Origin of the sequence: Aquabacter sediminis (assembly GCF_028863665.1) — a bacterium.
Lineage (GTDB): Bacteria > Pseudomonadota > Alphaproteobacteria > Rhizobiales > Xanthobacteraceae > L1I39.
In genome coordinates this window covers 36,166-50,632 of the sequence record NZ_JARBFX010000005.1, presented here as the reverse complement: position 1 = coordinate 50,632, position 14,467 = coordinate 36,166, and the positions used below count along the sequence as shown (strand labels likewise).

13 protein-coding genes are annotated in these 14,467 nt (G+C 68.1%); 6 read left to right on the top strand and 7 right to left on the bottom strand.

Features of this window, described 5'->3' with window-relative positions:
• Nucleotides 1-6: 6 nt before the first annotated feature.
• The 3 genes from mmsB to PV781_RS11130 form a co-directional block, all read right to left on the bottom strand.
• Nucleotides 7-900: a 3-hydroxyisobutyrate dehydrogenase gene (gene mmsB, locus PV781_RS11140; protein WP_274775711.1), complete on the bottom strand. Its 894-nt coding sequence runs from the start codon at nt 898-900 to the stop codon at nt 7-9.
• Nucleotides 901-1,002: 102 nt separating this feature from the next.
• On the bottom strand, nt 1,003-2,145 hold the full coding sequence (locus PV781_RS11135) for an isobutyryl-CoA dehydrogenase (RefSeq protein ID WP_274775710.1): 1,143 nt from the start codon (nt 2,143-2,145) through the stop codon (nt 1,003-1,005).
• 104 nt (nt 2,146-2,249) lie between these two features.
• Nucleotides 2,250-3,746, bottom strand: coding sequence for a CoA-acylating methylmalonate-semialdehyde dehydrogenase (locus PV781_RS11130; RefSeq protein ID WP_274775709.1), 1,497 nt, complete (start codon nt 3,744-3,746; stop codon nt 2,250-2,252).
• 132 nt (nt 3,747-3,878) lie between these two features.
• Between PV781_RS11130 and PV781_RS11125 the strand changes: the two genes are divergently transcribed.
• Nucleotides 3,879-4,802 (top strand): LysR family transcriptional regulator, encoded by a 924-nt coding sequence (locus tag PV781_RS11125; RefSeq protein WP_274775708.1) that lies wholly within the window; start codon nt 3,879-3,881, stop codon nt 4,800-4,802.
• Here PV781_RS11125 and PV781_RS11120 read toward each other — a convergent pair.
• Nucleotides 4,735-5,391, bottom strand: a complete 657-nt coding sequence (locus PV781_RS11120) for a TetR/AcrR family transcriptional regulator (RefSeq protein ID WP_274775707.1) — start codon at nt 5,389-5,391, stop codon at nt 4,735-4,737. The genes PV781_RS11125 and PV781_RS11120 overlap by 68 nt on opposite strands.
• 111 nt (nt 5,392-5,502) lie before the next feature.
• On the opposite strand from PV781_RS11120, the gene PV781_RS11115 reads away from it, so the two are divergent.
• From PV781_RS11115 to PV781_RS11105, 3 genes are all read left to right on the top strand, one after another.
• Complete coding sequence (locus PV781_RS11115) at nt 5,503-6,255, top strand: SDR family NAD(P)-dependent oxidoreductase (RefSeq protein ID WP_274775706.1); 753 nt, start codon at nt 5,503-5,505, stop codon at nt 6,253-6,255.
• Between the two features lie 170 nt (nt 6,256-6,425).
• Entirely contained in the window at nt 6,426-6,725 is a 300-nt protein-coding gene (gene rpmB / locus PV781_RS11110; protein ID WP_274775705.1) for a 50S ribosomal protein L28, read from the top strand.
• A 68-nt stretch (nt 6,726-6,793) separates the two neighbouring features.
• Nucleotides 6,794-7,321: a queuosine precursor transporter gene (locus PV781_RS11105; RefSeq protein ID WP_274775704.1), complete on the top strand. Its 528-nt coding sequence runs from the start codon at nt 6,794-6,796 to the stop codon at nt 7,319-7,321.
• 7 nt (nt 7,322-7,328) lie between these two features.
• Here PV781_RS11105 and PV781_RS11100 read toward each other — a convergent pair whose 3' ends face one another.
• From PV781_RS11100 to PV781_RS11090, 3 genes are all read right to left on the bottom strand, one after another.
• On the bottom strand, nt 7,329-8,903 hold the full coding sequence (locus PV781_RS11100) for an AMP-binding protein (protein ID WP_274775703.1): 1,575 nt from the start codon (nt 8,901-8,903) through the stop codon (nt 7,329-7,331).
• A 195-nt stretch (nt 8,904-9,098) separates the two neighbouring features.
• The gene (locus tag PV781_RS11095) at nt 9,099-9,626 is read right to left on the bottom strand and encodes a CAP domain-containing protein (RefSeq protein ID WP_274775702.1); all 528 of its coding nucleotides are present in this window, start codon (nt 9,624-9,626) and stop codon (nt 9,099-9,101) included.
• A gap of 60 nt (nt 9,627-9,686) precedes the next feature.
• Nucleotides 9,687-12,341 (bottom strand): DUF3772 domain-containing protein, encoded by a 2,655-nt coding sequence (locus PV781_RS11090; RefSeq protein ID WP_274775701.1) that lies wholly within the window; start codon nt 12,339-12,341, stop codon nt 9,687-9,689.
• A 132-nt stretch (nt 12,342-12,473) separates the two neighbouring features.
• Here PV781_RS11090 and dapE point away from each other — a divergent pair, with 132 nt between their 5' ends.
• Nucleotides 12,474-13,661 carry a succinyl-diaminopimelate desuccinylase gene (gene dapE, locus PV781_RS11085; protein WP_274775700.1) on the top strand — a complete coding sequence of 396 codons (1,188 nt, stop codon included), beginning with the start codon at nt 12,474-12,476 and terminating at the stop codon, nt 13,659-13,661.
• 12 nt (nt 13,662-13,673) lie between these two features.
• Complete coding sequence (locus PV781_RS11080) at nt 13,674-14,447, top strand: alpha/beta hydrolase (protein ID WP_274775699.1); 774 nt, start codon at nt 13,674-13,676, stop codon at nt 14,445-14,447.
• Nucleotides 14,448-14,467 lie beyond the last annotated feature (20 nt).

The following is a 14,467-nucleotide window of genomic DNA, read 5'->3' as shown; positions in this document are numbered from 1 at the left end:
AGGCTCTCAGCCCTCCTGGTCGCGCACCCACTTGATGATGCCGGAAAAGTCCGTGCCGCCATTCCCCTGCGCCTCGAAGGTGGAATAAAGCTCGGTCGCCTTGGCGCCGAGAATGGTGGCGGCGCCGGCCTGCTCGGCCACTTCCTGGGAGAGCCGCAGGTCCTTCAGCATCAGGGCGGTGGCAAAGCCGGGCTTATAGTCGCGATTGGCGGGGCTCGCCGGCACCGGGCCCGGCACCGGGCAATTGGTGGTGAGCGCCCAGCACTGGCCGGACGACGTGGACGCCACGTCGAACAGCGCCTGATGGGACAGGCCCAGCTTCTCCGCCAGCACGAAGGCCTCGGACACGGCGATCATGGAGATGCCGAGGATCATATTGTTGCAGATCTTGGCCGCCTGGCCGGCGCCCGCCTCGCCGCAATGGACCACCTTGCGGCCCATATGAGAGAGCAGCGGCTGCGCCTTGGCGAAAGCCTCCGCCGTGCCGCCGGCCATGAAGGTGAGCGTGCCGGCTTCCGCGCCCACCACGCCGCCCGAGACCGGCGCGTCCAGGCTCTCATGGCCCGCCGCCGCGGCGGCGGCATGGAAGGCGCGGGCGGAGGCCACGTCGATGGTGGAACTGTCGATGAACAGCGCGCCCTTGCGGGCATGGGCGAACAGGCCATCCGGGCCGTCCACCGCGCCCAGCACATGCTTGCCGGAGGGCAGCATGGTGACCACCACATCCGCCTGCGCCACCGCCTCGGCCGCGCTCGCGGCAATGGCGATGCCCCGCGCCTTGGCGGCCTCCAAAGCGGCGGGAACGAGGTCGAAGCCGGTGACGGTCAGGCCGGCCTTGACCAGATTGCCGGCCATGGGCCCGCCCATATTGCCGAGGCCGAGAAATGCGACATGGGTCATGAGGATCCTCCCTGGAGCATGTCCGAGCGAAAGGCGCTCCGTTCGCAGCACGGAATGCGGTGAGACAAAGAGAAAGGCGCGGCGCGCTGCGCCGGCAAAAGGTCAGTTGGAGCCGGCAATCAGTGCGCGAGACACGATCAGGCGCATGATCTCGTTGGTGCCTTCCAGGATCTGGTGAACCCGCAGGTCCCGAACGATTTTCTCGATTCCGTAGTCGGCTAGATAGCCATAGCCGCCATGTAGCTGGAGAGCTTGGTTGGCCACTTCGAAGCCGATATCGGTGCCGAAGCGCTTGGCCATGGCGCACAGCTTGGTGGCGTCGGGCGTCTTGGCGTCCAGCGCCGCCGCCGCGCGCCACAGGAAGGTGCGCGCCGCCTCCAGTTCGATGGCCATGTCGGCGAGGCGGAATTGCAGCGCCTGGAATTCATCGAGCCGCTTTCCGAACGCCTTGCGCTCGGCCATGTAGCCCAGCGCCTTGTCGAGGGCGGCCTGGGCGCCGCCCAGCGAGCAGGCGGTGATGTTGAGGCGGCCGCCATCAAGGCCGGCCATGGCGATGCGGAAGCCCTCGCCCTCGGCGCCGATGCGGTTCTCCACCGGCACGCGGACGCCCTCGAAGATCACGGCGCGGGTGGGCTGGACGTTCCAGCCCATCTTCTTCTCGTTGGCGCCGAAGGAAAGGCCCGGCAGGCCGGCGGGAATGACGAGGGTGGAAATGCCCTTCGGCCCCTCCCCGCCCGTGCGCACCATGGTGACGTAATAGTCGGCCGCCCCAGCGCCGGAGATGAACTGCTTCTGTCCATCCACCACATAATGGTCGCCCTCGCGCACCGCCCGCGTCTTCAGCGCGGCGGCGTCCGAGCCGCAGCCGGGCTCGGTGAGGCAATAGCTGGCCAGCGCCTTCATCGTGCACAGATCGGGCAGGAACCGCTGGCGCTGCTCAAGCGTGCCATAGCGGTCGATCATCCAGGCGGCCATGTTGTGGATGGAGATGAAGGCCGAGGTGCCCGGGCAGCCGGTGGCCAGCGCCTCGAAGATCAAAGCCGCATCGAGCCGCGACAGCCCCGACCCGCCCACATCCTCGCCCACATAGACCCCACCCATGCCGAGCGCCGCAGCGGCGCGCAGGGTGTCGACGGGGAAATGCTTCTTCTCGTCCCACTCGACCGCATGGGGCGCGATCTCGGCGGCGGCGAAGTCGCGCGCCATGTCGCGGATGGCGATCTGGTCCTCGGTGAGCTCGAACATGGAACCTCCCACGGGCAGGCTGGCGGTTCCTCCGCCATGCACTGGGAAGCGGCGCAGCCTGAGGCCGCGCCGCACCGCGCTTGTCCGTCTCCGGAAGGAGACCGTCAGTTCATGGTGGGGATGACGAACTCCGCCCCGTCCTTGACGCCGGACGGCCAGCGCGAGGTGACGGTCTTCGTCTTGGTGTAGAAGCGCACGCCATCCGGGCCATGCTGGTTGAGATCGCCGAAGCCCGAGCGCTTCCAGCCGCCGAAGGTGTGGTAGGCGATCGGAACCGGGATCGGAACGTTGATGCCCACCATGCCCACATTCACCTTGGAGGCGAAGTCGCGGGCGGCATCGCCGTCTCGGGTGAAGATGGCGACGCCATTGCCATATTCATGCTCGGTGGGCAGGCGCAGCGCTTCCTTATAGTCCTTGGCGCGGACCACGGAGAGCACCGGGCCGAAGATCTCTTCCTTGTAGATGCGCATGTCCGGCGTCACGTGGTCGAACAGGCAGCCGCCCAGATAGAAGCCGTTCTCATAGCCCTGGAGCTTGAAGCCGCGGCCATCCACCAGCAGCTTGGCGCCTTCCTGGACGCCGATGTCCACATACTTGGTCACCCGCTCCAGCGCCTCGCGGGTCACGAGGGGGCCGAAATCGGCGGTCATGTCGGTGGAGGGGCCGATCTTCAGGCTCTCCACGCGGGGCACCAGCTTCTCGATCAGCCGGTCGGCCGCCTCCTGGCCCACGGGCACCGCCACCGAAATGGCCATGCAGCGCTCGCCGGCGGAGCCGTAGCCGGCGCCGATGAGGGCGTCCACCGCCTGGTCCATGTCCGCGTCGGGCATGATGATCATGTGGTTCTTGGCGCCACCGAAGCCCTGGCAGCGCTTACCCGTCGCGGCGGCGCGGGAATAGATGTACTGGGCGATGGAAGACGAGCCCACGAAGCCCACGGCCTGGATGTCCGGATCGTCGAGGATGGCGTCGACCGCCTCCTTGTCGCCGTTCACCACGTTCAGCACGCCCGCCGGCAGGCCAGCCTCGATCATCAGCTCGGCGAGGCGCATGGGCACGCCGGGATCACGCTCGGACGGCTTCAGGATGAAGGCATTGCCGCAGGCGATGGCGGGGCCGAACTTCCACATGGGGATCATGGCGGGGAAGTTGAACGGCGTGATGCCGGCCACCACGCCCAAGGGCTGGCGCATGGAATAGACGTCGATGCCGGGGCCGGCGCCGTCGGTGAACTCGCCCTTCAACAAATGCGGGATGCCGCAGGCGAACTCGATGACTTCGAGGCCGCGCTGGATGTCGCCCTTGGCGTCGGGAACGGTCTTGCCGTGCTCGCGGGCGAGCAGGTCGGCCAGCGCGTCATAGTCGCGCTGCACCAGTTCCAGGAACTTCATAAGCACGCGGGCGCGGCGCTGCGGGTTGGTGTTGGCCCAGCCCACCTGGGCGGCCTTGGCGTTTTCGACGGCGGCCCGCATCTCGGCGGTGGAGGCGAGCGCGACACGGCCCACCACTTCGCCCGTCATGGGCTGCCAGACATCCGAATAGCGTCCGGACGTGCCGGGCACATGCTTGCCGTTGATGAAATGTCCGATCTCGCGCATGGGCGCCTCCTAAGGGGGTTCTTGATTTCGGTCCGCTTGTTGGCCGGCACAATGGCTTATGATTTTTTGCACATAAAGGCGAATTCGCGCACCATGCGCGTGCATTTTTTCGCATGATCGGAGCCCCGCCCCATGGCCGCCGGTGAGTTCGAGTGGTCGGACCTGCGCTATTTTCTCGCCGTCGCGCGCGCCGGCAAGCTAACGGTGGCGGCGCGGCAACTCAGCGTGGAGCATTCCACGGTGGGCCGGCGCATCGGCGCGCTGGAGGATCGGCTGGGGGCGAAGCTGTTCGATCGCCAACCCCAAGGCTATGTGCTCACCGCGCCGGGGGAACGCCTGCTGGGCACGGCGGAAGCCATGGAGACACTGGCCTCCGCCGCCCAGCAGGAGATTGGCGGGGCGGATCTGGGCGTGGCCGGCACCGTGCGCATCGGCGCGCCCGACGGGTTCGGCACCTTCTTCCTGGCGCCGCGCATGGGGCGGCTGGCGGCGGGGCATCCGGCGCTGGAGGTGCAGTTCCTCGCCATGCCGCGCGTCTTCAACCTCACCAAGCGCGAGGCGGACATCGCCATCTCCCTGAGCCGGCCCAAGCAGGGACGCCTCCATGCCCGCAAGCTCACCGACTATCGCCTGCGCCTTTATGCCTCGCGGGCCTATCTTTCCGCCCATGGCCCCATCGAGACGCGGGGGGCCCTTCTGCGGCACACCTTCATCTCCTATGTGGACGAGCTGCTCTATGCGCCCGAGCTGGACTATGCGCCCCTCGTGGCCAAAGACCTGAGGCCACGGGTGCGCTCCTCCTCGCTGGTGGCCCAGTTCATGGCGGTGAAGGCGGGAGCGGGCATCGCCGTGCTGCCGCGCTTCATGGCGGACGGGGAGGACGATCTCCTCCCCTTGCTGGCGGACGAGGTGGAGATCACCCGCACCTTCTGGCTCATCACCCATGCGGACACCCGCACCTTGGCGCGCATCCGCGTTGCCGCGGACTTCATTGTGCGGGAGGTGCAGGAGGCGCGCACCCTGTTCCTGCCAGAGGAGGCGCATCCGCGCCGGTGAGCATCGGCCAGGCGGAAAGCGCGCAGCGGGCGATGGCTTCCAGCTTCTGCCGATCGGCCCCGTCCCGCGCCTCGATGGACATGCCATGCTGGACGCAGGCGTAGAAGGCGGCGAGGGCGGCAATGTCGGTGCTCGGCCGGAGCTCGCCCTCCGACACGGCACGCCGCAGGCGAGCGGCGATCAACGCCTCGCCGTCCGCCCGCGCCTGGGCCACCAAGTCTCCCAGCCGCGCGCAGCCTTCCTGGCCGGCGGTCGCAAGGGTGATCATGCAGCCGGGCGGGCGATCCGTGCCGGGCAGGTTGGCGGCGGACGCCATCAAGAGGCCGGCAATGCTGTCGCGCGCGGTGGGGGCAGCTTCGAACGCGCCCCAGATGAGCGGGGTGGCGGCCTCGGAATAATGCTGAAGCGCCGCCTCATAGAGCGCCTCCTTGCTGCCGAAGGCGGCATAGAGGCTGGGGGCATTGATGCCCATGGCCCCGCACAGGTCCGCCATTGAGGTGGCGGAAAAGCCCTTGCGCCAGAACAGCTCCATGGCCGCCTGCAACGCAGCGTCCCGATCAAAGCCCCTTGGCCTGCCGCGTGCCGCCATGTCCGGCTCCCGCTCCTTTTTCTGTATCGCTCATTAAATAATGCCTTGACGGCCTTTTGCGAGTCTATTTATGTAACGATCATTATATTATTCCTCCTCCAGGAGACTCCCATGCAGCACAACGGACAGGATCTCGCCGGCAAGAAAGCCCTTGTCACCGGCGCCAGCCGCGGCATCGGCGCCGCCATCGCCTTGACCCTCGCCAAGGCCGGTGCGGACGTGGCCATCACCTATGAACGCTCGGCGGACCGCGCGGCCGAGGTGATCAAGCAGATCGAGGCGCTGGGCCGGCGCGGCCGGGCCATTCAGGCGGATGCCGCCAATGGCGCGGCGGTGGAGGCGGCGGTGAAAGAGGCCGCGGGCGCGCTGGGCGGGGTCGACATTCTCGTGAACAATGCCGGCATTGGTCGCGGCGGCCCGCTGGAAACCATGAGCCTGGAGGACATCGACGCCCTGATCGGCGTGAATGTGCGCGGCGTGGTGCTCACGACCCGGGCGGCCATTCCGCTCCTGTCCGAGGGCGGGCGCATCATCAATATCGGCTCGTGCCTGGGCGAGCGGGTCGCCATGCCCGGCATCTCCGTCTATTCCATGACCAAGTCGGCCCTGGTCTCCTTCACGCGCGGCCTCGCCCGCGACCTGGGAGAGCGCAAGATCACGGTAAACGTGGTCCAGCCCGGCTCCACGGACACCGACATGAACCCAGCCGAGGGCCCCGGCAGCGCGGTACAGCTTGCCTCCATGGCGCTGAAGCAGTTCGGAACGCCCCAGGACATCGCCGACATGGTGGCCTTCCTCGCCGGTCCCTCCGGGCGCCAGATCACCGGCGCCAGCTTCACGGTGGACGGCGGCGCCAATGCGTGAGACGACGGCGCGAGGGCGTGCGTGCCGTCATGGGGGGCGGCGCGCGCACCTTGACGATGGCCGCAGAGCCGCTTATACGAGCGCCTTCCCGATAAGACGGGTGGGCGACGAAGGGCTCTACGGCCCTGGACACCCTCGTCTTCGCGCAACGAATTTGAAGGACTTCTGCCATGTCCCGGCGGTGTGACCTGACCGGCAAGGCGGTTCTGACCGGCCACCTCGTGAGCCACTCGAACCGCAAGACCAAGCGCCGGTTCCTGCCGAACCTGTGCAACGTGACGCTCCAGAGCGAGACGTTGAACCGTTCCGTGCGCATGCGCATCAGCGCCAACGCGCTGAAGAGCGTGGATCACCGCGGCGGCCTCGACGCCTTCCTCAAGAAGGCCCGCGCGGAGGAGCTCTCTCCCCTCGCGCTCGAGCTGAAGCGCCAGATCGCCAAGGCTCAGGCTGAGGCCAGCGCGGCCGCCTGACCGGCGTGACCAAGCTGTTCTTCCCCAAAGGTTCGGAACCGCGGGCGTTCGCGCTCGCGGTTTTCTGCATGTGCACGGCGGTTCTGGCCGCCAACATCCTCGTGCAGTTTCCGTTCAAGCCGTTCGGCCTTGCGGATTACCTGACCTACGGCGCCTTCACCTATCCCGTCACCTTCCTGGTGAACGACCTGACCAACCGCCGGCTGGGTCCCAGCCGCACGCGGCGCGTGGTCTATGTGGGCTTTGCCCTGGCGGTGCTTCTGTCCATCGCCTTCGCCAGCCCGCGCATCGCCTTTGCCTCCGGCACGGCGTTCCTGTGCGCCCAATTGCTGGACGTGGCGGTGTTCGACCGGCTGCGCCGGCGCGCCTGGTGGCTGCCCCCGCTCATGTCCGGCTTTGTGTCCAGCGCGGTGGATACGGTCCTCTTCTTCTCCCTGGCCTTCGCCGGCACGGATCTGCCCTGGCAGAACTGGGCCCTGTGCGACTATGGGGTGAAGCTGGCCATGATCGCCCTGTTCCTGGGCCCCTATCGGGTGCTGATCGCCCGCATGCCGGTCTGGCAGCCGCGCGGGAATTCGGCGACCGCCTCGCTCTGATTCCGCCTCAGCCGCGCTCCCGCAACTGCCGGCGGATGACCTTGCCCGTGGTGGTCAGCGGCAATTCGTCCACGAAGGCGACCTCGCGCGGATATTCGTAGCCGGCGAGCGAATTGCGCACCAGCGCCTGAAGCTCGCCCACAAGCCCCTCGCTGGGGGCGGCGCCCGGCACCAGCACGATGAAGGCCTTCACGATTTCCGTGCGCACCGGGTCCGGCTTGCCCACCACCGCCGCTAAGGCAACGCTGGGATGCCGCAACAGGCAGTCCTCGATCTCGCTCGGCCCGATGCGATAGCCCGCCGACGTGATGACATCGTCATCCCGCCCGAGAAAGTGGATGAAGCCGTCGCCATCCCGCCGGGCCAGGTCCCCGGTGAGCATCCAGGGGCCACGAAACTTGTCGGCGGTGGCCTCCGGGCGGTTCCAATAGCACAGGAACAGGGACGGATCGGGGGTGCACACGGCGATCTGGCCCATCTCGTCCACATCCGCCGGGCTGCCATCCTCGCGCAGCACCGCCACCTCATGCCCGGGCACCGCCTTGCCGGTTGCGCCGGCACGCGCGACCCCCATGCGGGCATTGGAGCCGATCACGTAATTGCATTCGGTCTGGCCGTAGAACTCGTTCACCGGCACGCCCAGCGCCTCCCGCCCCCAGGCGAAGGTCTCGGCCCCCAGCGCCTCGCCGGCCGAGCCCACGGTGCGCAGGGAAAAGCCGAAGCGCGCGCGGGGCCGCGCCACCGACCGCATCATTTTGAGCGCGGTCGGGGGGATGAAGACGTTGCGTACCTCAGCCTCCGCCAGAAGGGCGAAGGCGGCTTCGGGATCGAACTTGCCGGGCGGCTGCACCACCACCGGCACGCCATGGGCCAGGGCCGGCAGCACGGTGTTGAGGAGCCCGCCGGCCCAGGCCCAGTCCGAGGGCGTCCACATGCGATCGCCCGGCTGGGGCAGGTCGTCATGGGTGAAGACCTGGCCGGTCACGTGCGGGATCAGCACGCGATGGGCATGCAGCGCGCCCTTGGGCTGGCCCGTTGTGCCGGAGGTGTAGATCATGAGGGCCGGATCGTCGGGACCGGTGGTGATCTCGTGCGGAGCTGCGCTCGCGCCCGCCACCAGCTCATCGAAACCCTCCAGCCCGCCGCCCGCGCCGTCCATGCAGATGCGAACCTCGAGCGCCGGGAGCCCCTCCGCCACCTTCGCGAAACCCGCCGCATCGGCGATCAGTCCCTTGGCGCCGGAATCGGTGAGGCGATAGGCGATGGCATCGGGCCCGAACACGGCCGCCAGCGGCACAGCGATGGCGCCGAGCTTATAGAGCGCGAAATGGCTGATCAGCACCTGGGGACATTGCGGCGCGAGAATGCCCACACGATCACCACGCCCGATGCCCCGCGCCGCAAGCGCGCGCGCCAGGGCATTGGAGCGGGCCGCCAGGGTCCCGTAGCTCAAGGCAGAAAAGCCGTTCCGCCCCTTGATCAGCAGCGCGGGCCGTTCCGCCTCCAGCGCCGCCCAGCTGTCGCAGGCATGGACGGCCATGTTGTAGCGGGCGGGGATCTGCCAGCGGAACGCTGCGCGCATCCGCTCATAAGGGTCCGAGGCGGGAAACGCAGTGAGAAGCAATCCGGCATGTCCTGCTTAAAGCTTAGGCAGGAAACAAGCTAGATCGCGCAGGCGTGCGCGTCCACATCATTTCGCGTGTGCGAGATGACGCGGACACTTTTTTGCGGCGCCGCGAGCCGGCGTGGCATGCGCCGGCGCGCCTTTGCCCTGAAATCAGCGGGACTTCTCGTCCGGCTGGGCCAACACCAGGGCCCAATAGACCTTGTACTTGGACTTGGGCGCAAAGGCGGTGGCGATGCCCATGCGCGTCACGCCGGCCGTCAGCATGTTCTTGTTGTGGGGCGGGGAATCCCGCCAGCCAGAGAAGGCTTCGGCCAAAGTATGGTAGCCCGCGCCCACATTCTCCACCGCGATGGCGGGGGAGTAGCCCGCCGCCTTGACGCGGGCGACGAAGGTGCGCCCACCCACCTCGTGCGAGAGTGTGTCGGCCGCCGCCATGGCATTGGCCTGGTCCTGCGCGATGCGGGTGAGCGTCGGGTCGATGGTGACCTGGGAGAGGCCCTTGGTGGCGCGGTAGGAGTTCAAGAGCGCCGCAGCGGCCTCTGGGTCCACCGGCTGGCCGCTCTTGGCGAGGTTGTCATAGAAGGCCGGCTTGGCGTCTTCCGTGGGCACGGTGCCGCAACCGGCAAGGCCAAGTGACAAGCCAAGCGAGAGCAGCACGAAGAAGGGCGCGAACCGCATGGCGGCCTCCGCGTAAAAGGGAACGTGCCGCCATGTGAGGCCGGCCTGGTTGAGGAAGCGTTAGCGCCCATCCTTGGCGCCTGCGTCCGATGCGCCCTTGGCGGGGGGCAGGTCCAGGTCCTCTGTGGTGGGCGGGGGCGGCTCGGGCTTTGCGGCGGGCGGCACCAGGGCGGTGGAGGCGCGTGCGAGCGAGGCCCAGGGCTGGCAGGCCATGCCGATGCCCGCTTTGCGGAAGCGCGTGAGAATGGAGAAGTGCAGGTCCGACTTCACGGTCAGCCCATAATCCACGTTCGCCACCACGCAGCGCAGCTCGAACACCATGCCCGCATCCACGAACTTGGACAGGAACACGCGCGGCGGCGGCGTCTGGAGCACCTGCGGATGGTCGCAGGCGCAGCCCACCAGGATGTCGCGCACCTCGTCCACGTCCGCGTCATAGGTGACGTTGATGGAGACGATCACCCGGCCGGTGGTGTTGGAATGGGTGAAGTTCTTCACCATCCCGGTGATGAGATCGGAATTGGGCACGATGACCGTGGACCGCTCGAAGGTCTCGATCTCCGTCGACCGCACGCTGATGCGGCGGACATAGCCCTCCTCACCCTTCACATTGATGGTGTCGCCCACCCGGATCGGCCGCTCCGCCAGAAGGATCAGGCCCGACACGAAGTTGGAGACGATGGACTGGAGGCCGAAGCCGATACCCACCGAGAGGGCACCGGCAACGAGGGCGATGTTCTCAAGGTTGAGCCCGATCTCGCTCATCGCGATGGCGATGGCGAGGATGGTGCCCACATAGCCGATGACCGTGGAGATGGAGCTTTGCAGGCTCGGCTCCAGCCCCAGGCGCGGCAGCACCTGCTTGGACATCCAGCTTTGTATGGTCCGCGCGATCACCACGCCCACAAGCAGCAGGATGACCGCATAGAGCACGTTCCACAGCGTGATCGTGGTGTTGCCGATGCGCACGCCAAACGAGACGCGCTCGATGGTGTCGAGCACGTCGGCGCTGGACGCCCCCCAGCTGCCCGCCACCAACATCAGGCCGAGGATGGCGGTGGCGATCTTGATGATCGCCCCCAGCAGGATGGCGATCAGCTCGAGCTTAGGGGCGCCAAGGCCCAGCGTCTTGGCGAAGACCTTGGCCTGGTGCGTATCCGGCCGGATGCTGGCCAGGAAGGAATCCACCAGATTGAAACACAGATAGACCAGCCCGAAGACCGCCGTCGCGAGCACCATGCGCGCGGCGATGAAGGCGGCAAAGCTCACATAGCCGGCCACCAGCGCGCTCAGCAGCACCACCAGGATCACCCAGACCAGGAACCGGGCCCAGGGCCGGAATGCGGTCCCGGTGGGCGCACCGGTGACGGGATCGTAATTGGCGGGCGCCTCGTCCTCATCGTCCGGCGCTTCCTGCGCCATGAGGATGAGGCCGCGGGCGATGAAGACGGAAATGAGCAGCGCCATGATGGCACTGGTGGCCACCGTCAGCGTCACCGGGGCGAAGAGCGACCGGTGCATGCCGTTCAGGAAGACGGCGATGGACAAGGTCCACACCGTCCATGAAAAATACCGATGGGTGACGCGCGCACTTTCATCCGAGACGGGCGGCAGGCGGCGCCAGGGCTCGTTGGGCGCCAGGACCGCGCGCGACATGGCCATGGCCACGGACTGGATGCACACGGCGATCACCAGTCCGTTCAGCACTTCCCCGACCCGAGGCGGGACCAACTCGAATCCGGTCAGGAACGCATAGGCACCGATGGTGGCGGCCGGCGTGATGACGGCGTTGAAGAAGGCAATCTTCAAGGCCTCCCGCGTGGCGCGCAGGCGATGATAGGCCTCGCCGTCGACGGGGGGCGGCCGGCGCAACCGCGCCCGCAGCTTTCGGCCGATGAGATAGATTGCGAGAAAAATGGCGATGGCGCCGCACGCAATAGCGGCAATGATCGGCCCCTCCTGGCGCTGGCGGGCATAGCCCAGCCAGTCAGAGGCCAGATAGCTCATGGAGCGCCATTCCACGGACAGCGCCGAGGCCGCATCGCTCCACAAGCGGGGATCCAGAATGCTGGCGGACCGGTCGAACACCTGGCCCGCAAACAGGACGCGGCGGCGGCTGGCGATGGTGTCGGAGACCTGGTCGACCCGGGCGGCCAGCGCCCGGTTCTGCTTCAGGGCGGCATCAAGCTGCGCGTTCAGCGCCTGCAACTGCTGGCGGTCCGCGGTAACGGTGGCATCCTCCGGCGGCGCGTCGTCCTTGGGGGCGGGGCCGAGTTCGGTCAGCCGGGTCTTGGCGTTGTTCAGGCGCGGCGAGAGATCGTCGGCGAGGCGCTGCACGTCCTTGCGCACCGGGTCGAGCCGCGAGCGCAGGTCGTCGAGATCATTGGCCCGCAAGCCCTCCACCCGCAGGGCCGCCTCAAGGCTATCAAGGGCCGCACGCAGAGATTCGGATTTCTCCCGCGCCGCCTGCGCCACCGGATCGACAGGCACGGGGACAGGGGCCGGGGCGGGCGTCGCAGCCGGCGCGGCGCCATTTGTGGCGGGCGCCGGGGCGCCCGAAGCGGCGGGCGCCGGCGTCGTCGCGGCCGGGGCGGCAGGAGACTGGGCATCCACGCGCGTGGCGGGCGCGACCACCAGAACCAAGGCGATGGCAAAGGCCAAGCCCGCGAGCGCCCCCCGGACAGGGCCGGCGCGGCGCGCGAACAAACCGATCATGCAACGTCCTCCTGGCGGCCTTCCAAGCCTTCAAACGCGGCGCATCCAAGGCAGCCCTTCCGGCGGGACCATTTCCCTCCGGCGCGAAACCGCTCTAGAACGGCGCGAAATCGTCACGGAATGCGCCCTTCCATGAGCAGCCCCACCGCCCCCGTCAAGAGCAAAGACACCCTCGCCGGCGATGCCCTCGCCTGGACGCAGGCCCTGCTGCGCACGCCCTCGGTGACGCCCCATTCGGGCGCGGCGGTGGAGGTGGTGGCCAAGGCCCTGGAAGCGGCCGGCTACACGGTGGAGCGCCTGACGTTCGACACGGGCGGCCCCGCCATCGCCAACCTCTATGCGCGCATCGGCGAGGCCGGCCCCAACCTGTGCTTTGCCGGCCATGTGGACGTGGTGCCGCCCGGCGATGCCGCCCACTGGCGCCATGGTCCCTTCTCGGGTGACGTGGTGGACGGCCAGCTCTATGGGCGCGGCGCGGTGGACATGAAGGGTGGTGTCGGCGCCGCCCTCGCGGCGGCGCTCGCGCATGGCCGGCCCGCGCAAGGCTGCCTGTCCTTCCTCATCACCGGCGACGAGGAGGGCCCCGCCCTCGACGGCACCATCAAGGTGGTGGAGTGGCTGAAGGCGAAGGGCGAGCGCATCGATCATTGCGTGCTCGGCGAGCCCACCAACCCCGAGGCCCTGGGCGATGCGGTGAAGATCGGCCGGCGGGGGTCGCTCTCCGGCGTCATCACCGTGACGGGCCGCCAGGGCCATGCGGCCTATCCGCATCTGGCCGACAATCCCGTCCCCAAGCTGGTGCGTCTCGTCACGGCGCTGCTGGCTGCCCCGCTCGATGCCGGCACCGCCCATTTCCAGCCCTCCAACCTGGAAGTGGTGTCCATCGACGTGGGCAATCCCGCCTTCAACGTCATTCCCGCCGCGGCCACCGCACGCTTCAACGTGCGCTTCAACGACACCTACAGCCTCGCCAGCCTGGAAGCGGAGCTCCGGCGCCGCCTGGCCGCCGTGGGAGAGGGCATCGCCTACAGCCTCGAGATCCGCGCCGGAGGCAGCGAGAGCTTCCTCACCGCGCCGGGCCCCTTCGTCGACGTGGTGAGCGCTGCCATCGCCGAGGTGACCGGCCGGACGCCGGAGCTGTCCACCTCAGGCGGGACGTCGGATGCCCGCTTCATCAAGGACATCTGCCCGGTGGTGGAATTCGGCCTCGTGGGCAAGACCATGCATGCGGTGGACGAGGCCACACCGGTGGCCGACCTCGAGGCGCTGGCGCAGATCTACGCCCGCATCATCGACCGTTACTTCGCCATCCCCGCCTGAGAGGGAGGACCCATGACGCCGGGAGCCGAAACGCAAACCGATCTGGATGTCGCCGGCCGCCGCATCGCGGTGCGCGCCATTCCCGGCCAGGGGCCGGGCGTGATGTGGCTGGGCGGCTTCAAGTCCGACATGACCGGCAGCAAGGCCGAGGCGCTGGCCCATTGGGCCATGGAGCGCGGGCGAGCCTATGTGCGGTTCGACTATTCCGGCCACGGCGCCTCGGGCGGCAGGTTCGAGGACGGTACCATTTCCGACTGGCTGGCGGATGCCAAGGCGGTGTTTGAGCAGGCGACGGACGGCCCGCAGATCCTGGTGGGCTCGTCCATGGGCGGCTGGATCACCCTGCTGCTGGCCAAGGCGCTCGCGGCGCAAGGGGGGGCGGCGGCGGAACGGCTGAAAGCCCTGGTGCTCATCGCGCCCGCGCCCGACTTCACCGAGGACCTCATGTGGGCCCGCTTCCCGCAGGCGGTGAAGGACGAGATCCTGTCCACCGGCCGCTATGCCCGTCCCTCCGCCTATAGCGAGGAGCCCTATGTGATCACCCGCGCCCTGATCGAGGATGGGCGGCGCCACACTGTTCTCGGTGCGCCCTTCGCGGTGGGCTGCCCGGTGCGCATCCTTCAGGGGGCGCGGGACGAGGACGTGCCGTGGCAGCACGCCATGCGCCTCGTCACCTGCCTGGCCGAGGACGACGTGGTGTTCACATTGGTGAAGGACGGCGACCACCGCCTGTCGCGCGAGGAAGACCTGGCACGGCTCGTGGATGTGCTGGACGGCCTTGTATAAGCTCGTTTTGGCGGGATTGG